This is a genomic window from Vibrio sp. 661, from assembly GCF_033339315.1.
Taxonomy (GTDB): domain Bacteria; phylum Pseudomonadota; class Gammaproteobacteria; order Enterobacterales; family Vibrionaceae; genus Vibrio; species Vibrio alginolyticus.
The window spans coordinates 701160-724097 of sequence record NZ_JAWOUJ010000002.1; the positions used below are offsets into that span (position 1 = coordinate 701160).

General features: G+C 43.4%; 20 protein-coding genes and 1 pseudogene. 12 read left to right on the forward strand and 9 right to left on the reverse strand.

The genetic code is table 11. The annotated features are described in order from the left end of the window. The first annotated feature begins 43 nt into the window (after window positions 1-43). On the forward strand, window positions 44-538 hold the full coding sequence (locus tag R7P69_RS07240; protein ID WP_033906521.1) for a YcxB family protein: 495 nt from the start codon (window positions 44-46) through the stop codon (window positions 536-538). A gap of 345 nt (window positions 539-883) precedes the next feature. After that, on the forward strand, window positions 884-1054 hold the full coding sequence (locus R7P69_RS07245; protein ID WP_170960426.1) for a hypothetical protein: 171 nt from the start codon (window positions 884-886) through the stop codon (window positions 1052-1054). Window positions 1055-1364: 310 nt separating this feature from the next. Here the strand turns inward: R7P69_RS07245 and R7P69_RS07250 are convergent, their stop codons facing one another. Beyond that, window positions 1365-2561, reverse strand: coding sequence for a lipase family protein (locus tag R7P69_RS07250; protein ID WP_104980635.1), 1197 nt, complete (start codon window positions 2559-2561; stop codon window positions 1365-1367). Next, window positions 2561-3130 (reverse strand): DUF6795 domain-containing protein, encoded by a 570-nt coding sequence (locus R7P69_RS07255; protein ID WP_115386626.1) that lies wholly within the window; start codon window positions 3128-3130, stop codon window positions 2561-2563. The genes R7P69_RS07250 and R7P69_RS07255 overlap by 1 nt, the downstream gene beginning before the upstream one ends. 379 nt (window positions 3131-3509) lie before the next feature. Between R7P69_RS07255 and R7P69_RS25380 the strand changes: the two genes are divergently transcribed. Further along, window positions 3510-3692, forward strand: coding sequence for a transposase (locus R7P69_RS25380; protein ID WP_372082027.1), 183 nt, complete (start codon window positions 3510-3512; stop codon window positions 3690-3692). Window positions 3693-3895: 203 nt separating this feature from the next. Further along, a pseudogene (locus R7P69_RS07260) lies at window positions 3896-4048 on the forward strand (YcxB family protein); the annotation flags it as partial. A gap of 119 nt (window positions 4049-4167) precedes the next feature. On the opposite strand, the gene R7P69_RS07265 reads toward R7P69_RS07260, so the two are convergent. From R7P69_RS07265 to R7P69_RS07275, 3 genes are all read right to left on the reverse strand, one after another. Next, window positions 4168-4908 (reverse strand): helix-turn-helix domain-containing protein, encoded by a 741-nt coding sequence (locus R7P69_RS07265; protein ID WP_025767812.1) that lies wholly within the window; start codon window positions 4906-4908, stop codon window positions 4168-4170. A gap of 105 nt (window positions 4909-5013) precedes the next feature. Then, window positions 5014-5475: a carboxymuconolactone decarboxylase family protein gene (locus tag R7P69_RS07270; protein WP_238952675.1), complete on the reverse strand. Its 462-nt coding sequence runs from the start codon at window positions 5473-5475 to the stop codon at window positions 5014-5016. A gap of 198 nt (window positions 5476-5673) precedes the next feature. Continuing rightward, complete coding sequence (locus R7P69_RS07275) at window positions 5674-6585, reverse strand: DMT family transporter (RefSeq protein WP_025767810.1); 912 nt, start codon at window positions 6583-6585, stop codon at window positions 5674-5676. Between the two features lie 93 nt (window positions 6586-6678). Between R7P69_RS07275 and R7P69_RS07280 the strand changes: the two genes are divergently transcribed. The 3 genes from R7P69_RS07280 (at window position 6679) to R7P69_RS07290 (ending at window position 9330) form a co-directional block, all read left to right on the forward strand. After that, entirely contained in the window at window positions 6679-7584 is a 906-nt protein-coding gene (locus R7P69_RS07280; RefSeq protein WP_025767809.1) for a LysR family transcriptional regulator, read from the forward strand. Between the two features lie 266 nt (window positions 7585-7850). Beyond that, the gene (locus R7P69_RS07285; RefSeq protein WP_025767808.1) at window positions 7851-8678 is read left to right on the forward strand and encodes an MBL fold metallo-hydrolase; all 828 of its coding nucleotides are present in this window, start codon (window positions 7851-7853) and stop codon (window positions 8676-8678) included. Window positions 8679-8928: 250 nt separating this feature from the next. After that, complete coding sequence (locus R7P69_RS07290; protein WP_005388788.1) at window positions 8929-9330, forward strand: VOC family protein; 402 nt, start codon at window positions 8929-8931, stop codon at window positions 9328-9330. Between the two features lie 239 nt (window positions 9331-9569). On the opposite strand, the gene gcvP is transcribed toward R7P69_RS07290, so the two are convergent. The 3 genes from gcvP to R7P69_RS07305 form a co-directional block, all read right to left on the reverse strand. Beyond that, entirely contained in the window at window positions 9570-12434 is a 2865-nt protein-coding gene (gene gcvP, locus R7P69_RS07295) for an aminomethyl-transferring glycine dehydrogenase (RefSeq protein ID WP_042520777.1), read from the reverse strand. Between the two features lie 126 nt (window positions 12435-12560). Continuing rightward, window positions 12561-12941 (reverse strand): glycine cleavage system protein GcvH, encoded by a 381-nt coding sequence (gene gcvH / locus R7P69_RS07300; RefSeq protein ID WP_005376432.1) that lies wholly within the window; start codon window positions 12939-12941, stop codon window positions 12561-12563. Window positions 12942-12994: 53 nt separating this feature from the next. After that, the gene (locus R7P69_RS07305) at window positions 12995-14290 is read right to left on the reverse strand and encodes a serine hydroxymethyltransferase (protein WP_005376430.1); all 1296 of its coding nucleotides are present in this window, start codon (window positions 14288-14290) and stop codon (window positions 12995-12997) included. Window positions 14291-14669: 379 nt separating this feature from the next. Between R7P69_RS07305 and R7P69_RS07310 the strand changes: the two genes are divergently transcribed. Together R7P69_RS07310 and gcvT are read left to right on the forward strand one after the other, a co-directional pair. After that, complete coding sequence (locus tag R7P69_RS07310) at window positions 14670-15293, forward strand: helix-turn-helix domain-containing protein (RefSeq protein ID WP_005376429.1); 624 nt, start codon at window positions 14670-14672, stop codon at window positions 15291-15293. 260 nt (window positions 15294-15553) lie between these two features. Continuing rightward, window positions 15554-16672 (forward strand): glycine cleavage system aminomethyltransferase GcvT, encoded by a 1119-nt coding sequence (gcvT, locus tag R7P69_RS07315; RefSeq protein ID WP_053303572.1) that lies wholly within the window; start codon window positions 15554-15556, stop codon window positions 16670-16672. Window positions 16673-16743: 71 nt separating this feature from the next. Here the strand turns inward: gcvT and vdeR are convergent, their stop codons facing one another. Continuing rightward, window positions 16744-17472 carry an efflux transporter transcriptional repressor VdeR gene (vdeR, locus tag R7P69_RS07320; RefSeq protein ID WP_005376423.1) on the reverse strand — a complete coding sequence of 243 codons (729 nt, stop codon included), beginning with the start codon at window positions 17470-17472 and terminating at the stop codon, window positions 16744-16746. A 160-nt stretch (window positions 17473-17632) separates the two neighbouring features. Between vdeR and R7P69_RS07325 the strand changes: the two genes are divergently transcribed. From R7P69_RS07325 to R7P69_RS07335, 3 genes are read left to right on the forward strand one after another with little or no spacing between them, the layout of a single operon-like run. Next, window positions 17633-18706 carry an efflux RND transporter periplasmic adaptor subunit gene (locus tag R7P69_RS07325; RefSeq protein WP_017820965.1) on the forward strand — a complete coding sequence of 358 codons (1074 nt, stop codon included), beginning with the start codon at window positions 17633-17635 and terminating at the stop codon, window positions 18704-18706. Then, window positions 18706-19767: an efflux RND transporter periplasmic adaptor subunit gene (locus R7P69_RS07330; protein ID WP_182016999.1), complete on the forward strand. Its 1062-nt coding sequence runs from the start codon at window positions 18706-18708 to the stop codon at window positions 19765-19767. The genes R7P69_RS07325 and R7P69_RS07330 overlap by 1 nt, the downstream gene beginning before the upstream one ends. Continuing rightward, window positions 19767-22826 (forward strand): efflux RND transporter permease subunit, encoded by a 3060-nt coding sequence (locus tag R7P69_RS07335; protein ID WP_005386052.1) that lies wholly within the window; start codon window positions 19767-19769, stop codon window positions 22824-22826. Before R7P69_RS07330 ends, R7P69_RS07335 begins: the two co-directional genes overlap by 1 nt. The last annotated feature ends 112 nt before the right edge of the window (window positions 22827-22938 follow it).

The window sequence follows — 22938 nt, forward strand, 5'->3', positions numbered from 1 at the left end:
CAACCAAGAATACTCATTTACAGAAGCCTTGAAGTAACCATACATGTCTAAAGATTTCGAATTCACTACAGAATACACACTCGACAAGCCATTTTTTGCTGAGTGTTATGATCAAACTAGCCAGCCAGTTAAGTTCCCGCAAGCGTATTTGAAAGGGATCCTCTTTCTAATTTTTGGTGTGGTTTTATTGGAGTTTGAACTGCTACCTAACGGTTACGTCGGTTGGTTCTTTATCGTATTGAGTGTGATTGAAGCGTGCAGCGTTTACTTCAAAAGAACTTGGTGGCTGTGGCGTCAAACCATCAGCTCAAGCCGCGGCAGTAAAGTGGTGTTTGAAGTGAATGCAGATGGCGTACGCTACAAAAGCGGTAAAGTTGACCGCAGCCTCGCTTGGAATGATATCGACCAACTCGAACAAACTGATTTGGGCTTTATCCTTCACCTTGGTAAACAACGCCAATACATCAGCAAATCTTGCTTAAACGAAGAAGTGATCGCGTTTATGGTAGAGCAGCACGCAGCATCAAAAGCGAGCTAACAAAAAAAGCGAGTCCGTGGGTTTGCTTTTTTGATCTTAGGGTTTGATGCTTATGGGGTAGCTCTGATTCAGACTCAAAATCTGAACCACTACACTCGGTGTTTCTGGTTGCGTCTTTCCAGTATATGGACTCCTTAAGTGTGCTGCGGAGTTAGTGTGTAAACTGAACCAAAAAAGTGACAATGAGATAGTTTATTGTGAGCCTACAGTGATGACGCCAACTTCTAAAGCATTTTTGCTCGATTACTATGTTCGGCAAAGGTTTGACATTCGTTAGTTTGTTGGATTTTCCCTAATAAAGTTCATGTGGCCAGTGTTGGACTTATGCGTCTAAAGGTAACTTCTATGCGGAAGAAACTTATTCGATTTGAGGGGGCTATCCATGGAATTGCGATTCGAGCCCCATGGGAGGCGTTCGAAGTTTTAGGGAAAGTAGCCTATGAGAATGGAGTGTACAGCGAGAATCGAACCTACATCATCATCAGCTTGGAAGGGGGCGCAGTTCGGGTTTTGTAAGAGCTATTTCCCATTAAATCTATTTAATGTCAATTGTTTAAGTTACTTTTCCAACAGAAATCCAAAAACAGTTGAAACTGTAAACCTACATTTTGGATCCTAATCACGAATTTGAAAATAGTGAAAAATTCATTATTTTCAAATTCGTTTTGATAAATCGCGCCCCGATTTGGTTAGAAAGTTTCATCTAAAAAGTGCTTAATAAGAATCCCATTTAGCGGCGTTATGTCAATGTCACCAGTTAACTTATGAGGTGATGAGTTCACCTCTAACTAAGCAATCACGTTACTATGCCATTGCAATGGTTAGGTTAACTTAGCAACGATATCGCTTGTTTAGATACTCTGACTAGTCGTCCAATGGTTCTTTCGAAAACCCATCTAATGAATCGGGCGGATAGATCCTCAATGATGGTCCCATAGTGACCGGCAAAAACAAGCATATGGCCTAATAAGCCTTTTAGTTGCTCTTCATTGCGCTTAGATGATTTAGCAACGGCTTCTAGCTTTCTTGAAAGCCAATCATAAAAGGTCAAGCCAGCAATCACGCCTGCTTGAATCGTTACCGTTGACAAAAGAGCCACATCTTTCAAATAGGTGATAAGTGCGCCCTGTATTCTATCTGCCCAATACTCCGAAAAAGAAGCTTGATTTCGTTGCTCATACTTTAGACGGATAGGGGTAAATAAGTGGTCATTCGATTTCCTCTTCAACGCTCCCCAAGAATCCGAGGAAGCAGTGTTTAAGTAACCCGGATTTTTGTTTCTTGCCATCAAATGGGCTGATATGCTTAATCCAGTGCCAGAGTCCAAGCGGTACTCGCCTGTTGAGATTGGAGCATGAATAAATGGCCAAAGCGGTATTTTTGGTACAGGATCAGCACCATGCGTACATCGATAAACACCATCGTTTAGCTTTTCCGATGAGCGTGCGTATGCTTCCAGACCAACTCTAGGAGCGCCAAAGGTGTATAAGGTGGTTCTGACCTTCATCTCACTACGCACCCAATCAGCGCAAAGTGATGCGAGCGCTCCACCTAAGCTGTGCCCAACGCAATGTATACGTTTTGGTTTAGGATTCATCTGCATAATATACTGCTTCAACTTGGGGCTAAGACTTTGAAAACAATTGTTGAAACCAGCATGAGCGGGCGAACCGTTTGGTGATCCTTTCACCCCTATATTCGCATTTGTGATCCAATCATTAGCATTTTGTGTTCCTCGAATTGAAATGACAATTTCATTCTCAAATGTAGAACCTTTACCAGTGCCAACCACTGCAAACGCCTCTGAAGTTCTCATCAAGCCAGGGATAACTTTACGCAATACCGGTACATTGGATAAACCCGCTACACCGCCTGTAAAACCATCAAATACATCGTTTTCAGAAAAAGAAAAGTGATTTGAAAAACTGTTTTTGCCCGGCATGATAAAACGGCCATTATTTTCATAAGCTTTGTAAGGAATATCCGCTATTTCTGAAGCCATTTTTGGTGTTAACTTTGCCATTACGTGTCCTTATTTAGTAATATTTTTTCAGAAAATCCTTTCAAATCACACCTACTAATAATTTCAAGATCGAGGCCATTCTCAACAAATTTATTTTTAAAAAAGTAACGATATTCGTCCGAATTAATCTCACAACTTAAATCAAGAAGATTATCTGAAATAAATTCATAGGGTTTCACGTCAGAAAAGCGAGCCTCTAGTAAGTAGTATTTTTTGCCATCTACAAAAATGTAAATACCAATGTAGCTAGAGGATTCATGAAGGGCAGGTTCTTTAAACGTCTGATAGTGGTATGTAGGTTCGAAATGAAAATAACCATTTTCTGACGTAATTGTCTCGGTAATATAACGGTTTTTAGAAAAAGCCGTGTGTAGATAAACTACCTCGCTAGTAAACGCTTTCCCGTCTAAGTATAAGCGACCAGTGATCTCTGAGCTAAGTATGTATTGAAACTTTTTTGATTTGAAGAAATTAAACATATCTGCGTTACAACCTGTTGAGAGCAATAATATTGTGGCACTCATAAGGGAAACCAGTATTTTAGTCATTTGTTTGCCAATATTGTACATAGGTCAACCCATATCCACGCGTGAGACGATACTATGTCCTAATGCTCTCAAGTGCTAGCCTAGAACCGCCCCAATTCTCAAAAATAAGTCATGTCAAAGCTTATATCTAGGCATACTTTAAAAAATAATGTAAATGACATGTCTATTACTTTCATGGGTTAAACATAAGTAGACTCCCTCTGGCAAAAAATACCGAGCTATTCGTTAAAGTACTTATCCACGTCCATTTCGTAAGCTTGCATACTCATTGTCTCGTTCTGAATTCTTATCATGAAGATCAGTTAACAATAGCCACCGCGAAAATGGTTGTTTTTTTATAACCGATAAAACATGGCGCCATCTCAACTTTTTTCAGCACCATTGCTATATCACAGCGAAAATACCTCGAGTTCACTATAAAGCTCATCTATGTGCCTGGGCAGGTTGGAGTGGTGTCAAAGATGAGCTTCCGAAAGCGGATGTTACTCTCGACTGGTTCCATGTAGTGTATTTATTTACACGAGCTGTTGATGACGCTCGAAAAACAATGACATGCAAAAAGCTCTTCGTTGGGCGGTGTTAAAGGATGCTGAGAGTCCGATGACAGATAGGCAAGTACAAGCTTTAGTTGACTAGAGCCAGTAAGAAAAGTCCTAACAACCTTAGAAAAGCACTCAGAGAGAATACTTCGACGTTGGAGCTCGACCTATGCTAATACTGAGAATTTTGACTGACCGAGGCACTGAATACTGTGGCCGTGTTGAACAGCATGATTACCAACTCTACCTAGCTATCAATGAAATCGACCAACTCGAACAAACTGATTTGGGCTTTATCCTTCACCTTGGTAAACAACGCCAATACATCAGCAAATCTTGCTTAAGCGAAGAAGTGATCGCGTTTATGGTAGAGCGGCACGCGGCATCAAAAGCGAGCTAACCAACTCACATCAAGCTGGAATGAGCGATCGAAAAAGTAGGTGATATATGATCGAACATTGTAACAAGTATATGGTCGATTCTGAATCAATGGGGTTTGATGTAGAAAGCTAATAAGGTTTAGAGGTTTCTCTTTCGGACATACTGCTTCGGTGTCATGCGCGCAATCTGCTTACACTCTCTAGTCATGTGTGCTTGATCGGAAAAACCTTGCTCCAGCGCCAACTCCGATAAAGTAAGATCGGGTTGCGCTCGGAGTTGCTCTAAAGTGTGCTTCACTCGTTTAATGCGTTGGTAATGTTTAGGAGTAATCCCCAACCATTTCTGAAAATTGCGCTCTCTCTGGCGCTGACTGATGGTCCCTGTCGGTTGGTCAATAATGTGGCCGACATACTGCGGTTCATATTCCTCAATCAGTGTTTGAACCCAGCGATATAACGTAGAAATCCTTGCATATGGCGAACGCGCTGTTTGCAGAGACTCAAATGTTGCTAGTGCAGAAGAAGCCAAAGGGTGGTCGTCTTGAATCCGCAATAGCTGTTCTAGACGTTTACCAAATAGTTGATAACCAACAGCAGGATGAAAGCGTACGCCAGTCATCACCGCGCCTGGCGGTAGGCAGACCTGATGTGCCAGAATGCTTATAGGCAGTAGGACAACCCCTGGTGTTTGCCACTCACCATCCATTTGTACTTCATTCTGTAAAATGAATACCACACCTGTACCAGCATCACTGAGTAATTGTTTACGTACGGCTTGCGTCGTATCAGGTTTGACGGATGCTGACCAAATGGCTTGAACATAGCCAGCTAAAGCCTTTTGAGGTTTTAAAATATCAAATTCTAAGTTCAAATGAATCATCCTATTTAACCTCAACTTAAAATGAGATAGTGATACACATGTACTTTTCATCATATTAAGTTGAGGTATAAGCAGTGACTTATAAGTAAAAACTGTCAGATAGAATTATCTAGGCTTATAGTCTCCAACCTTTGGCTTAAATGCCTTAACTATTCGGTTCCAACTATTGATCGCGTTGATCGCAATTGTTAGGTTGACCATAGCTTCTTCTCCGAAGGTATTCAAGGTCAGCTGATAGGTATCATCATCTACTGGTAGGCCAGCAGTTAGTAATTCAGCCCAGCCTAGTGCAACGTGTTCTGCATCGCTGTAGAATGGCATATCTCTCCATGCACTAAGCCCCCATATGCGTTCCGGCTTTTCACCTAACTTAAGCGCATCTTTACTATGCATGTCGATACAAAATGCACATTGATTGATTTGCGATATGCGTAACTTAACCAGTTCCCATATGATCATGTTCATGGTTTCTGATTGGCTAAATTGTTCATGGAAGTAAGCTTCCTGAGCGTACAGGATTTCTATTGCCTTTGGCGCTACTTCAATATAGTAGAGTCGTTTTTTCATGGTCATTCTCCTTTGTTTTTTACATAGTAAAAAACGCTCTTAGCAAAAGATTGAAGATTTTCGACATGCACTCAATAAAGTTAGATAAAAGAGTGAACGACGAAAGCGAAAAAGTGTACCTATTGGAAACCAAGAAAACTCATGCCAATTAACAAAGTATTGCGCATAAATAATGCGACTTAAGGTTGGCGTCTATTTTTACTCCACCACCTTCCGTAAACGAGCAAAAGGTGCTGAGTTACCTATATACACACCAGCCGCAACGATAAAGACGCCTAAAACATTTTCCCATTGAGCCTGCTCACCAGAAATGAACGAAATCAGTAGAGTGAATACCGGCATAATATTAAATAATGGAGACATCTTATCTGGACCAAGAACGATAGCGCCTTTCATCCAAAAGTAATAAGCAATCAAAGTTCCAAACAGGCTCATGTAAGCTATTAATGCTAGGTCTTTAAATGTTATGGCATTTAAGCTACGGCTAAAGTCGCCGTGGTACATCGCTATAGCGACCATTTGAATGGCACCAATACTTAACACCCAACGTAACTGCTGAGTTACTGGGATATGAGATGTTAAACGCTTCGCTAGAATTGTGTATAAACACCCACTAATTAAAGCAAATAACATGTATAGATCACCAATATTACTATTGCTGCTAATAGAATGAATATTTCCCCCTGTAATGACGATTACCACTCCACAAAAACTGATTAGTGCACCTAAAATAGTTTTAACCGAAATGGAAGTCTTGAGAATAACGCCCGACAACAAGATAGTGACAAGTGGTAGGTTTGCCTGAACAACCGCTGCGTTAACTGGGGTAGTAAATCTCATTGCAGAGAAAATAGAGAAGTTTTGGATAGTTACACCCACGGTTGCTATAACAAACAACGACAACATACTTTTTCGTGTGAGTTTGGCTCCATATGGAGAGCGTTTAGTACCTCTTATCAGTAAGAGTATTAAAGCTGCAACGGAAAATCGTAACGTCGCTGAATCCAAAGGAGAGACATCGCTATTAATAGCCTTTATTACGTTAAAGTTACTAGACCAAAAAAAGATAGCGACAACAACACCGCACCAAATTGATAAATGCTTAGACATAGATCTTCCTGATAAAAATTAACTTGACGCGATAATGCTATATATTTCATATTTGATTTTTAATAGCCAAATTTAAGAGGGTTAATCCCAAATATGGAACGTCACTCTTTGGATGACCTTTTGTTATTCGTTTCTGTTGCTCGCTATCAAAGCCTAACACAAGGATCTGAGCGTCTTAATGTCCCGTTAGCCACGCTAAGCCGGAAGTTAAAAAGGCTGGAAACAAACTTAAATTGCAGACTATTTAACCGCAGTGCACACCACTTTGCGTTAACAACTGATGGCGAAAAATATTATCAACTCTGTGAGCCGTTACTTCTTAGCTTAAATAATGTGACATCGAGAATTGCGACTGAGCGTCAGTCTTTAAGCGGAACGATCAAAATATCAGCGCCAATTAACATGACACAGATGTGGTTAAAGCGGTGCGTTTATGAATTTGCAGAGCAACATCCGAAGATATGTATCGATTTAGATGTACAGAATGAAAAAATCAATCTTGTATCTAACCGTGTCGATGTTAGTTTTCGTCTTGGTGATCTTATTGAACAAGACTGGATTGCTCAGAAATTATGGTCGATTCCATTTGCGCTTTGTGCATCACGAAGCTATTTAGAACAACACCAACCGATTACCCATCCAGAACAACTTGTTCATCATCGCCTAATTACGGTAAACAACGACAGCCAATGGAAATTAGTTAATCAAATCACCAATGAAACATTTGATCGTCCGCTAAAGTTTCAATTCACTTCAAATGATGTACTACTAGTTAGAGACGCCGTCATCCATGGTTTAGGAATTGCTTGGATTCCAACCTATTACTTTCATGAGCTAAATCATGATCAACATAACCTGCTGCCTTTGTTGCCAGAATGGCAATGCTCGGGTAAAGAAGTATTCATTATGTATCGAGACCGCGATAAAAGGCCTGCAAGAGTTGATGCATTTATTGAACATGTCTTAAATTGGAAAAATCGCATTCAAATGTTTGCTTGAAAGAGGTTTATCACATTGTGCTGTGCCGCTAACCTCAAGTGAAGCTTCATGACTCTGCTTCAATTGAGTTCATTTATTTAACCTCTAAAAGAATCATGAATACATAGGCAGTTAATAGGATTCGAGTTTACAAGTGATTCGGTCAGCTAAAACTCAAGCTAAGTAGAAAGTATTTGCAGTTGTATTTGCCTCTGAAAATCGTTTAGAGCTTTCTCATCCGCGAGGTTCTATAAGAAATTATTAAGGATATATTTGTGTGTGATTTCGTGAAAAAAATTATTGTAGGTTTACTTTTCAGTGCTTCGTCTTTTGCTTCCTTAAGTCAATATGTTCCAGCAATGAATGATAAGAACGGTTATGTAGAACCATTTCAAATGTTTGATAATGTCTATTATGTAGGAGACAAGTGGGTCTCATCATATGCCATTGCTACAGACGACGGACTCGTTATCATTGATACGCTTGACTTCCCTTACTCTGAGTGGATACCTATCAACCTAGAGAAGCTAGGGCTAAAAGATAAGCCAATAACGCACATATTGGTAACTCATGGGCATTCTGACCACGTTGGAGGCGCCCAGTTACTTCAAGAGAAGTATGGTTCCAAAGTCGTGATGACCAAAAGCGCTCATGAACTAGCTATACAGCAATCAAACAAAAGCGAAGGTGAGAACAAGTTCCTTCCTCCAAATTTAGACATAGAGATAAAAAGCGATAGCTCTATGGCTATTGGTGGACATGAGTTTAAGTTCTATCTCACACCTGGCCACACGGAAGGTGATTATTCCTTAGACTTCACTGTTGAAGATAATGGCGAACAATATCGTGCTTTTATCGTTGGTGGGCATAGCGTAAGTAGCAATGATCCAGAAGTTATTGGCCAGTTCCTGACTAGCATGGAGAAAATTAGAAAAATTTCACTACAGGCACCTATTGTGAACGTTAACCTTTCGAACCATCCACATAAAAATTTCCTTTTTGAAAATAGGAAGAAGCTCGGCACAAGCGGTAACCCGTTTATCAGTGAGGCAAACTTCTTCATGTTCCTTAAGCAACAAGAAGATTTAGCTAAGGGAAAACTAGAAGAACTATAATACCGTGGTATACGAGCAGCCTTCTTTATTAGGTTAGAGATTTGCTCTTGAGTTATAGCTAAGGCTTTAATAAGTTGCTCAATCAAGATTCGACACTGGTGGCAGCTATATTGTTTGTCGGTTCTAGTGACAAAGGCGCCGTGCGTAAGCATTCGTATTGTGTGCCTTACACATTTGCAAGGCGTTATGTGCTTTCTAGAAAAGTCTCAAAATAGAGTACAATTAGCGTTTTGACACAGCGGAAATCATCATGGCCAAAACTGTTCAGCAGCAAATCGGAAACATTGCTCTAGTCGTTGAAAATTACGACGATGCTATCGAATTCTATACTCAAAAACTTCAATTCACTCTGGTTGAAGATACCAACCTAGGTGGTGGTAAACGCTGGGTTCAAGTTTCTCCTCCAAACTCCAATGGTACAAACCTACTTTTAGCTCAAGCGAGTACACCGGAGCAAACGCATGCAGTAGGAAATCAAACAGGTGGTCGTGTTTTCCTGTTTCTGCAAACTAATGATTTTTGGCGTGACTACGAGTTGATGAAGAAAAATGGTGTTGTATTTAATGAAGAGCCTCGTGTAGAAGAATACGGGACAGTGGTGGTGTTCCAAGATCTCTATGGTAATAAATGGGACTTACTGCAACTGAACTAGAAACTACATAGCACCTGCATAGCATAGTGTTCATGAGGAGTTTCCAACAAGCCTTTAAGGCTCTGAGATATTAGTGCTAATTCAAAGGTTCTCAGAAGTTACTGTATTTCTAAATCACTTTTGTGCAAACAATAACTAGCCATCATTCCTTCTCGATGTATCAACAAGTGTTAGGGCGGCACACCAAAAACAAAGGCGAACCAATCGGTTCGCCTTTGTTTATTTAGATTCTACAAAAATTAATCTTCGTAGTTATCGATGCTTGGGCATGAACAGATTAGGTTACGGTCGCCGTATACGTTATCCACGCGATTTACCGTTGGCCAGTACTTCCAAGATTTGGTCGCTTTAGACGGGAAGCAGCCAATCTCGCGAGAGTAAGGGCGGTCCCAATCTTCAGCTGAAAGATCAACTTGTGTGTGTGGCGCGTTAACAAGTGGGTTGTTATCCAGTGGCCATTCACCGTTTTTCACTTTCTCCATTTCTTCGCGGATAGCGATCATCGCATCACAGAAGCGGTCCAGCTCTTCTAGATCTTCCGATTCCGTTGGCTCAACCATTAGCGTGCCCGCTACAGGGAACGACATAGTTGGTGCGTGGAAACCGTAGTCCATTAGACGCTTCGCGATGTCTTCTTCGCTGATACCTGTTTCTTCTTTCAGCGGACGAATGTCGATAATACATTCGTGCGCTACGCGGCCATTTTTGCCACGGTAAAGAACAGGGTAGTGTTGGCGAAGTGTTTCCATCACGTAGTTTGCGTTCAGAATTGCTACTTTTGTTGCATCTGTTAGGCCAGGTTCGCCCATCATTGCGATGTAAGCCCAAGAGATAGGTAGGATAGAAGCGCTACCCATATCTGCTGCTGATACTGCGAAATCTGCGCCTTCTACACCGTCTTCAATATGCCCTGGTAAGAAAGGAGCTAGGTGAGATTTCACACCGATAGGACCCATACCCGGACCGCCACCACCGTGCGGGATGCAGAAGGTTTTGTGTAGGTTTAGGTGAGAAACGTCTGAACCGATGAAGCCTGGTGATGTTAGACCAACCTGCGCGTTCATGTTAGCGCCGTCTAGGTAAACCTGACCACCGGCGGCATGAACCATTTCACACACTTCTTTCACTTTCTCTTCGTAAACGCCGTGCGTCGAAGGGTAAGTGATCATAATGCTTGATAGGTTGTCTTTGTGTTTCTCGATTTTCGCTGCTAGGTCGTCGATATCGATGTTGCCTTCTTCATCACACTTAACCACAACCACTTTCATTGACACCATAGATGCTGTCGCAGGGTTAGTACCGTGCGCAGAGCTTGGGATCAAACATACGTTGCGGTGACCTTCGCCACGGCTTTCGTGGTAGCGTTGAATCGCGATAAGACCTGCGTACTCACCCGATGCACCAGAGTTTGGTTGTAGTGAGAATGCGTCATAGCCAGTGATTTCACATAGCTTTTCTTTAAGATCTTTTGCGAGTGCTGCGTAACCAGCTGCTTGTTCTGCTGGTGCGAACGGGTGGATCGAACCAAACTCAGGCCAAGTTACTGGAATCATCTCTGCTGCTGCGTTCAGCTTCATCGTACAGCTGCCCAGTGGGATCATGCCGTGCGTGAGTGAGAAGTCTTTGTTCTCTAGCTGTTTTAGGTAACGCATCATCTGTGTTTCGCTGTGGTGCGTGTTAAACACAGGGTGTGTTAGATATTCTGTTGTGCGGCGCAATGCTTCTGGAATGGCTGCAAACTCGTTGCCTGCGATTTCAGTTGATAGTGCTGCGACTTCTTCTTTCACACCGAATACTGCGAATAGGGCTTCTACATCTGCCACGGTTGTGGTTTCGTCGAAGCTCACACCTAGCTGAGTACCCAACTTACGTAGGTTGATGTCTGCGGCTAGTGCTTTCGCGTATAGGTCTTCAGTTTGTGCACCTGTGTTGATAGTAATGGTGTCGAAGAAGCTGTTGTGAGCAAGCTCGAAGCCGCCTTTAGTTAGGCCAGCGGCTAGGATGGCTGTCATGTGGTGCGTACGACGAGCAATCGTGCGTAGACCTTCTGCGCCGTGGTAAACCGCGTAGAAAGACGCCATGTTCGCTAGCAGTGCTTGAGCAGTACAGATGTTTGAAGTCGCTTTTTCACGACGGATGTGCTGTTCACGCGTTTGCATTGCCATACGCAGTGCTTGGTTACCGTTGGTATCGATAGAAACACCGATAACACGACCAGGCATTGTACGCTTGTGCTTATCACGAGTTGCCATGAAAGCAGCGTGTGGACCGCCGTAACCCATCGGCACGCCAAAACGTTGTGCTGAACCGATTGCTACGTCTGCGCCCATTTCACCTGCAGGTTTAAGTAGGGTAGAAGCAAGAAGGTCCGTTGCTACAGTCACTAGTGTTTTGTTTGCTTGCGCTTTAGCGATGATGTCCGTTAGGTCACGAACTTCACCTGTTGTACTTGGGTATTGAACTAGTGCACCGAACACGTCTTGCTCTGGTAGTGATTCTAAAGAACCAACCAAGACTTCAAAGCCGATGAATTTCGCACGAGTTTTTACCACTTCGATGGTTTGTGGGTGAACGTCGTCAGCAACGAAGAATACGTTGCTCTTGCTTTTACCCGCACGCTTACAAAGTGTCATCGCTTCTGCTGCTGCCGTTGCTTCATCGAGCAATGACGCGTTCGCGATTTCCATACCAGTAAGATCCATCACCATTTGTTGGTAGTTTAGAAGTGCTTCTAAACGACCTTGTGAGATCTCTGGTTGGTAAGGGGTGTAAGCAGTGTACCAGCCCGGGTTTTCCATCACGTTGCGTAGAATCACGTTCGGCGTGAAGGTGTTGTAGTAACCCTGACCAATGAATGTACGTTTAACTTGGTTCTGATCGGCGAACTTACGCATGGCTGCCAGCATGTCTGCTTCGCTTTTCGCTTCTGCCAAGCTCATTGGTTGCTCTAGGCGAATTTGTGCTGGTACGGTTTCGTCGATAAGCGAATCTAGGCTAACTGCGTTGATCGCTTCCAACATTTTCTGTTGGTCAGATTTGTTTGGTCCATTGTGGCGAGCAACGAACTCGTTTTGTGTGCTGAGGCTTTGAAGTAATTCAGTCATTGTCCTTTACCTACTCCTTGGTTCGGGTAACGGATTTGCGTTACTGATAAATTAAATTATACGTCCGAACCTAGAAAAAAAGCTGTTCTCTAAACAGGCTAGGGAACAGCTTTCGTCACATCCTAATTACTCTTCTTCGATAGAGTTTAGGTATTCGTCTGCGTCTTTCAGGTTATCTAGTTCAGATACATCAGACATCTTCACTTTTACGATCCAGCCACCTTCGTACGGCTCTTCGTTAATTAGCTCTGGGCTGTCTTCTAGTTCTTCATTGATTTCTACGATTTCACCAGTGATTGGTGCGTAGATGTCTGACGCTGCTTTTACAGATTCAACGAGAGAGAAGCTTTCACCTGCTTCAACTTCGTCTTCTACGTCTGGTAGGTCAACGAATACCACGTCACCTAGCATTTCTTGTGCATGCTCAGAAATACCAATTGTTACTGTGCCGTCACCGTTATCACGTACCCACTCGTGGCTATCTGCAAACTTCAGTGTTTTGTCCATTGCTTAATCTCCGAATAACTTGTCAGGAATTATTATGATTTCAAAAAAATCGTTTACTGGTATAGAGGAAAGCGACTGCAAAGTTCTTTTACTTCTTTGCGAACGCGTTTTTCAACTTCTGCGTCACCTTCAGGGTTGTTCACTAAACCGTCCAGTACGTCACCAATCCAATTACCGATGAGTTTGAATTCTTCAGCGCCAAAGCCGCGGCTTGTACCCGCAGGCGTTCCTAAACGGATGCCCGATGTAATCATAGGCTTCTCTGTATCGAATGGGATGCCATTTTTGTTACATGTGATCCCAGCACGCTCTAGAGCTTCTTCTGCTTTATTGCCTTTCAACCCTTTCGGACGAAGGTCAACCAGCATTAGGTGCGTGTCTGTACCACCAGTTACGATGTCGCAACCGCGAGTTTGCAATACTTCCGCTAGGACTTTTGCGTTATTGATCACCGAATCAATATAAGTTTTAAATTCAGGGCCAAGCGCTTCACCAAATGCGACCGCTTTGGCTGCGATAACATGCATCAGTGGGCCGCCTTGTAGGCCAGGGAATACGGCTGAGTTGATTTTCTTAATGATGTCTTCGTGGTTAGTAAGAATCATACCGCCGCGAGGGCCACGCAATGTTTTGTGTGTTGTAGTCGTAACAACGTGTGCGTGTGGCAGTGGGCTAGGGTGTGCGCCTGTTGCGATAAGACCAGCGATGTGCGCCATGTCGACCATAAGAATTGCATTTACTTCGTCTGCGATTTCACGGAATTTGGCAAAGTCGATAGTACGTGGAATAGCGCTACCACCTGCGATGATCATTTTAGGTTGGTGCTCAAGTGCTAGCTCACGAACATCTTCGTAGTTAATTTCTAGTGTTTCGCGATCAACACCGTATTGAACTGCATTAAACCATTTACCAGAAAGTGCAGGGCGTGCGCCGTGCGTCAGGTGACCACCTGCGTCTAAAGACATACCAAGAATGGTGTCACCAGGTTGAAGCAGTGCCAGCTTTACTGCGCCGTTTGCTTGTGCGCCTGAGTGTGGTTGAACGTTTGCGTATTCACAATTAAAAAGTTTTTTTGCGCGTTCGATAGCAATGGCTTCCACTGTATCTACGTGCTCACAACCACCATAGTAACGGCGACCTGGGTACCCTTCAGCGTATTTGTTTGTTAGGCATGTGCCTTGAGCTTGCATTACCGCTTTAGAAACAATGTTCTCAGAAGCGATAAGTTCGATTTGTTCGTTTTGGCGAGCGGATTCCGCTTGAATTCCAGCAAAGACAGCATCATCTGTCGCAGAGAGGTTGGTAGAGAAAAAGTTTTCCAAGCTGTGGTTAGGGTAACTCTTATTCATGGTAGTTGACCTTCCAAATCTGAAAATGAACCCGCAATAGATGAGTTATGATTTGCGGTTGTGGTTCATTTGTCCTCAAAAACAGCTGAACTGCGTAGCAGAACAGAGTGAACATCCGGCCCTAAATTTGGGCAAAAACTCCGTTGGATTGCGTGTTTCTTTTACCAATCTCTTACGGAAATATGCATCTCTACATCTAACAAGTTGGTAACATAGCGCCTGTGGCGGGAACAATCAACCAAAAATTTCCTATAGGAAACAAGATTTCAAAATTTGTTAACAAGAGCACGCTTTAATTCACTTGGTGGACTTCTATCCACTATGTGCTTCATGCACAATGCGAGTAAGACAAAAAATATGGATATCTATAGAGGGATTTATGGCAGAAAGTATTTACGATGAATACCCATCGATGACGTTGGCAAAAGAGCAACATGACCAAAATATCGAGCCGTTAAAACTGGGCCAGCGTATTAAGGATATCCGCTCGAAACTCGGTATCACATTAGAAGAAGCGAGTCAGAGAACCGGGCTTGCTCGATCTACACTGAGCAAAATAGAAAATGAGCAGATCTCCCCGACGTTTCAAGCGATGCAAAAATTGGCACTAGGCTTACAAATTGACATGCCACAACTCTTTGAGCCACCTAGAAAAAAGGTAGCGACAGGGCGCAGGGATGTTACCAAGAAGAATGAAGGTAAACCACACCCAACACAAACCTATGAACATGAACTGCTCGCGACACAACTTTCCAATAAGAAAATGATGCCGTTTAAGAGCCAAATTCGAGCTCGTAGTTTTGATGAATATAAAGACTGGGTTCGTCATGACGGCGAAGAATTTTTACTTATCTTATCTGGTGAGGTCATGTTCTATTCTGAGTTTTACGAACCTGTTGTTTTAAGCGAGGGAGACAGCGTTTATTACGATGCAAATATGGGACATATGTTGACCAGTGTTAGCGAGGAAGATGCGCTCATTTTGTGGGTGACAGCCAAATAGTGATAAATACTTGTAAATTTCCTATAGTGAAAGCAAACGATTGCTATTGGTGGTCGTTATGATGAAAAAGCGCTTTTTTGATGAGAGCTTACTCATTAAAGCGCTTTTTTTGTACGATTTGTTGTGATTAAAATGTTAAGAGTCACACTTTTGCAAGTCGATCTACGTCTTGTTCGTGCAAAATAGAATGAGCCATGTTTATTATTGGAAACACATCGAATGCCGATAGCATTCTCGGGTCTATCTAAATGGAGACGAAAATGACTCAAGAACTACTGAAAACACCACTACACGCACTTCACGTTGAAGTTGGTGCCAAAATGGTCCCGTTCGCGGGTTACGATATGCCTGTTCAGTATCCTCTAGGCGTAAAGAAGGAACACTTACATACTCGTGATGCGGCAGGTCTGTTTGATGTTTCTCACATGGGACAGCTTCGCCTAATTGGTGACGGTGCAGCTGCGTTCCTAGAAACATTAGTCCCAGTGGATATTGTGGATCTTGAGTCTGGTAAACAGCGTTACGCTTTTTTCACTAATGAAGAGGGCGGCATCATGGACGACTTGATGGTGGCTAACCTAGGCGATCATCTGTTTGTGGTTGTGAACGCAGCATGTAAAGCACAAGATATCGCACACCTACAAGCGCATTTACCATCTGGTGTTGAGCTAGAAATTATCGAAGACCGAGCTCTACTTGCAATCCAAGGCCCTAAAGCGGCAGCTGTATTGGCGCGTTTTGCACCAGAAGTTTCTGAAATGCTGTTCATGGATATTTGTAAAGTCGATGTTTTAGGCGCCGAGTGCATTGTTTCTCGTAGTGGTTATACAGGCGAAGACGGTTACGAAATCTCGGTTCCTGCTGACAAAGCGGAAGAGCTAGCACGTAAACTGACTGCGGAAGATGAAGTTGAATGGATTGGCCTTGGTGCTCGTGATTCACTTCGTCTTGAGTGTGGCCTTTGTCTATACGGTCATGACCTAGACACAACAACAACACCTGTTGAAGCGAGCTTGCTATGGGGTATCCAAAAAGTTCGTCGTATTGGTGGTGAACGTGAAGGTGGTTTCCCTGGCGCAGACATTATTCTTAAGCAGATTGAGACTAAAGATGTGGCGCGTAAGCGTGTGGGTCTAGTAGGTCAAACCAAAGCGCCAGTGCGTGAAGGTGTTGAACTGTTTGATGCTGACGGCGTTAAAATTGGCGTTGTAACCAGCGGTACGGCGGGCCCGAATGCAGGTAAGCCAGTCTCAATGGGGTATGTTCGTGCGGATTTGGCGGCGATTGGTACTGAAGTGTTCGCTGAAGTGCGTGGCAAAATGCTACCAATGACAGTTGAAAAAATGCCGTTCGTACCACAACGCTACTACCGTGGTTAAAACGAATTGAAACAAAAATGCCGAGCTTTGTAGCTCGGCATTTTTTATGTCTTCTTTTCGCTTGTTTACTTTTAGTTTACTGCTTCATCAATAGTACAGCACATATCAATAACGATATCTTCAAGCTTTTCCGGATGAATCATCTCTTCTTTTGGGATCCCAAATTGAGAGGCCATAATGGTATTAAACAATTCCCAATGCTTGATCAGCAGTTTTTCGCGATTATCTGCAATATCCGGCCATGTTTCTTGCATCATTGGCGCGAGACTGACAGCACCATGTGCGAAGATCAACATTTGCCACTTTGATTCCCACTGATCAAATTGTGCATTAGGGTTTTCGCTGTTGTACTGCTCGAAAATTCCGGTAAATATCGCAGCGAACTCATCTTTTGACTTTAAGAAATACTGCAGCAGAGCACCGTCATCGCCTTGTCGAATGGCATCGGCGATCATCTGTACTGGATGAGGATTGACGAGAGCAAATGCTAGCATGCGAACCATAAACAGATAAATTTTTCTATTCGAAGGTGTGTTCTCCGGCATTTCATTGATGAGTTCAGCCATATAGCACTGCATGAACTCGTCCATTGCATCGCTAACCGCTTGCCAGATTTTCTCTTTGCTGCCGAAGTGGTGACGGATCAAACTATGTGAAACACCAGCCTTTTCACTGATATTGCGCAGCGAGACACGCTCGTAACCAAGTTCACAAAACATATCTGCTGCCACTTTAAGGATCAGACACTTAGTTTGTTCTGCTGCTTCAGCACTTCTACGCCCCTGCTTTCTTTCATTCATAGTTCGAATTTTCCCGAATATTAATCACGCGCTTACTTTTACCAGAAACCGAACGCTTTGACTAATTAATTTGCTATCCACCTGGAAAATATGTTGATCAATTTCAAATTCTGCTTATACTGCACGGCTGTGTAATATATAAAACCTACGGAGAAAGCGGGTGCGAAAACAATATTTAAAGCGCACTTTAGTTGGCGCAGTGGTGACATTAAGTCTTTCTGGGATGCTAACTGGGTGTAATAAAGCCATTTCTGAGCCGTCTGAACCTTTAATCAAACCTGTAAAATTACTGGCGGTGAAAGACCTAGAACTTGAAGACTCGCACGCCTTTTTAGCGCGTATTGATGCAACACATCGCGCGCAGCTTTCTTTTCAGGTTGGTGGAGAGGTTGATGAATTACGTGTACGCATGGGTCAAAAAGTCCAAAAAGGTGAAGTGCTCGCAACGTTAGACCCTAAAGATCTTCAGCTTGCGTTAGATGCCGCTCAAGCGCAGTACGCGTTAGCGAAAACACAATGGGACCGCGCGAAAAACCTTTACGGAAAAAAACTCATTAGTACTGATGAGTACGATCAGAAAGAAACTCAATATAAAGCGGCATTGGCGAACTACGAACAAGCTAAAACCGATTTGAGCTATACCAAAATTCACGCACCGTTTGATGGCATTGTGTCATATACCTATGTCAACCCGTTTCAAGTAGTAGCAGAGAAGCAGGAGATCTTGAATCTCATTGATAACACGACGTTGGATGTATCTTTCACCTTGCCAGTAAGTTATGCGGAATCTGTATCACTTGAGTCACTGCAAAACTCCGATATGTGGGTGACGATGGATAGCGAGCCAGGAAAACGTATCCCTGGGCAATTTAAAGAAATTTCGACGCAGCCAAACATCGATACCAATAGTTATGAGGCGATCGTGACCATCACTCGACCAGAAGATCGCAATTTGCTGACAGGTATGACTGGGCAGGTACACATTGCTAAACAACATGTATCGGACGCGATGACGTTACCTCAGTCTGCTTGGGTCAACAAAAATGGGACGCAAGGTGAAGTTTGGGTAATGGACAGAAGCACGCAGCAGGTCAATAAAGTCACTGTGTCACTTGACGCAGCAGGTGGTGTGAAAGCCGGGCTTGATAACAATGATTACGTTGTTATTGCTGGTGTTGAGAGACTGGTTGAAGGACAAGTGGTGAAAGCTTGGGTTCGTGAGGGAGGCATTTAATGAAACGTTCTCTACTTACGATCTCTGCGATTGCACTTGCAGTTTTAACAGGGTGCAAAAATGAAAACCAAGCTATCGTCGAGCAGCCACTTTTTGTGTCGACTATCTCGGTGGATGCACCAGTACAAAGTCAACATCGCGCGTTCAAAGGCATAGTAGTGCCTGCAGAGCAAACGCCAATGGCATTTCGCCGCGCTGGGGAAGTTCAGCACGTATTGGTTAAAGCGGGTGACGTTGTGAAGCAGGGGCAAATGATCGCAAAGCTAGATGATAGTAAAGAGAAGCAAGCCGTGAATGACGCAGAAGCACAATACACACTTGCAATTCGTCAGCTTAAACGCGGTGAAGACTTGCATGCACGTCAAATGATTTCAAAAGCGGAACTTGATGAGCTAACCGCCAATAAAGAGCTAGCTGAGGCTACTTTCTATAACGCGACCAATCAATTGAATTACACCCGTTTATTCGCCCCGTTCGCCGGTAAAGTATCTGATGTTTTCAAAGAACGTTTTGAGCGTGTGGCAATTGGTGAACCCGTGTTAAACCTATACCAAAACGATTTGGTTTACGTGCGTATTGAGCTTTCCGACAATGTTTTAGCGATGGTAGACCCAAACTCAGACAGCATGAGCTACAAGCCTAAAGCAACCTTCTCCGGCATCGATGGCAGATTTGCTTTGGACTATTTAGAGCACACAAGTGAACCCAACGCTGAAACTCAAACCTACGAAATGTACTTGACGATGCCACAGCCAAAAACAGAGATATTGCCGGGAACCAGCGTAAGCGTTTTGGTCGATATGGTGAAGGCGGGCATTACCTCTATCGATGGTTACAGTGTGCCTGTCACGGCGCTTCAAGCAGGCAGTGAAGGGAATGAGTTCTTTGTGTGGAAAAAAGAAGGTGACATTGTCACACGGGTGCCTGTCATGATTTCTCAAGTGAATGGCAATGGAGCCATTGTGTCGTCAGGTGTTAGCCAGGGCGATATTCTGATTAATTCAAATCTGCGTAAATTACGCGAAGGTAAACATGTGGATGTTGTGGAGAATAACCAATAATGAACATTGCTGAGTATTCAATAAAAAACAAAGTCATCAGCTGGTTGTTCATTATTATCCTTGCTGTTGGTGGTTTAACGTCATTTTTGGAGCTGGGACGATTAGAAGACCCGGCATTTACGATCAAAGATGCCATGATCATCTCAACATACCCTGGCGCGACGTCAAAAGAAGTTGAAGAAGAGCTGACGTATCCTCTAGAAAAAGAGATTCGAAAACTCCCTTATATCGACAAAATTACCTCTACGTCTTCTAATGGTATGTCTCAAATAACGGTGAGCATGGAAATGGACTATGGTCCTGATGAACTGCCGCAAATTTGGGATGAAATGCGCCGTAAAATTAATGATTTACGACCATCATTGCCTCAAGGTGTTCAGTCTTTACAGATCATTGATGATTTCGGTGACGTTTATGGCGTGATGTTAATGCTCACTGGTGACGATTACGACTATGTAGAGCTGAAACGTTATGCGGATTACCTGACCCGTGAAATCGAGCTTGTTGATGGTGTTGGTAAGGTAGACATCACGGGCGATCAGCAAGAAATGCTATTCGTTGAGATCTCACTTGATCGCCTTGCTGCACTGAACTTAGACATGAATGTGGTTTCGAGCTTGTTGAACCAGCAAAACAATGTGGTTTCAGCAGGTGAAGTGATGGTCAATGGCGAAAGCCTTGTTATTCGCCCAAGCGGCACCTTAAACACTGTAGAAGCACTAGAAAATCTGATCATTCATGGCCGTGACACAGGAAATCTAATTCGTCTAAAAGACGTAGCAACGATTTCTCGCGGTATTCAAGAGAAGCCAAGCAACGTCGTACTCTTTAACGGTCAAAAAGCGATTAATATCGGTATCTCGTTTGCATCGGGTGTGAACGTGGTTGAGGTTGGTGAACGTTTGGATGCGGAGCTCGCGAGCCTTGAGTCTATCAAGCCTGCTGGCATCGATATGAACTACTTTTACAACCAAGCCAATGAGGTGGATGAATCTGTTAAAGCGTTTGTAATTAGTCTAGCGGAGGCAGTGGCGATCGTAATCATTGTGTTGCTGTTTACTATGGGTTTACGCAGTGGTGTCATCATTGGAGTTGTGTTGTTATTGACGGTATTTGGTACCTTCATTTTGATGAATTACAACAACATCGAACTGCATCGTATTTCTCTTGGCGCGTTAATTATTGCCTTAGGTATGCTGGTTGATAACGCGATTGTTGTCGTGGAAGGCATATTGGTTGGCCTAAAGAAAGGGCGTACCAAAGTTCAAGCGGCTGTCGATATTGTAAAGCAAACACAATGGCCTTTGCTGGGCGCAACTGTTATTGCAATTACGGCTTTTGCACCTATCGGTTTGTCGCAAGATGCGACAGGTGAGTTCATGGGCTCTCTATTCTGGGTGCTGTGTTTCTCCCTATTTTTAAGCTGGATTACCGCTATTACACTGACGCCTTTCCTTGCCGATCTTTTGTTGAAAGAGGAAAACAAAGAGCAGGGTACTAGCGAAGATGATCCTTATAAAGGCTGGTTGTTTGTCGTATTTGGGGCATCGCTGAAATTTGCATTACGATTCCGCTGGCTTACCGTTGCTGGCATGGTGGCGCTGTTAGTGGGTGCTGTCGTGGCATTTGGTAATGTAAAACAGCAGTTCTTCCCACCATCGAATACGCCGATGTTCTACGTGGATATGTGGATGCCAGAGGGTACTGACATCCGTGAAACGATCAAAAAAGCTGAAGAGGTCGAAAGCTACATTCGTCAGCAAGATGATATTGACTTTGTTTCTGCTTCGATTGGGCAGGGTCTACAGCGTTTTGCTTTAACCTATCAACCAGAAAAAAGTTACGAAGCGTACGCTCAGTTCCAAGTTCGCGCGACTGACCGTGAGAAAATGTTTGGTTTGCTGCATAAGTTAGATGCGAATCTGGCGAAAACATTTGATGCGCCTACGTTCCAGTTTAAATTGATGGAATTTGGTCCATCACCAGCGTCTAAGATCGAAGCGCGTATTACTGGCCCTGATCCACAAGTTTTACGTGACTTGGCGGTGCAAGTTGAAGACATCCTTCATACCGACCCTGGTGCCCGAAACATTCGTCACGATTGGCGAGAGCGCACCAAGGAACTTGTACCCGTTTTCAACGAGTCTAAAGCTCGTCGCTTAGGTATTTCGAAAGAAGATCTTTCAAGCACACTGCAAATGGCGTTTGGTGGTAGCACCTTAGGTTACTTGCGTGATGGCACACATACGTTGCCAATTATGACACGCCTTCCTGAAGAAGAACGCGTAGATTTTGAATCACTACAAAACGTGACCATTTGGAGTCCTTCGTTGCAAACGTATATTCCGGTTGATCAAGTGATTGATGGCGTTCAACTGGATTGGAGTGAGCCGCTAATTCAGCGTCGTGACCGTAAGCGTACGTTAACCGTTCTCGCGGACCATGATGTGTTGAGTGACGACACGGCAGCAAGCTTATTTGCTCGTGTACAGCCTAAAGTGATGGCATTGCATGTTCCAGAAGGATACGAAATCACATGGGGTGGTGAGTACGAATCATCCAAAGATGCACAAGAAGGCCTATTCGGTTCATTGCCGATGGGTTACTTGTTGATGTTCATCATTACTATTTTATTGTTTAACTCAATCAAAAAGCCGTTGGTAATTTGGTTCACCGTTCCGTTAGCGATCATTGGCGTTGCTTTTGGTTTGCTTACCACGAACATGCCGTTCAGTTTTACAGCATTCCTTGGTTTGTTAAGCCTAAGTGGCATGATTTTGAAAAACGGTATTGTGTTGCTTGACCAAATTAACCTTGAGTTGGAGTCAGGTAAAGATCCTTACCTCGCGATTGTTGATAGTGCGATAAGCCGCGTTCGTCCGGTAAGTATGGCTGCGCTAACAACTATCTTGGGGATGATTCCACTGGTCTTCGACGCCTTCTTTGGCTCGATGGCAATAACGATTATGGCAGGTCTTGGTTTTGCTACTGTACTGACACTGATAGTGGTGCCAGTGATGTTTGCAATTCTGTTTAGGGTAAAACCGACCACTGCATAGGGACTCCTGGCTATTTGCCAGCTTCCTGCCTAGCCCTGAAGGTTTTCTTCGGGGCTTTTTTGATCTTACTAATATATACCAAACCATTCATTTGCTTGATTTTAATGATTTT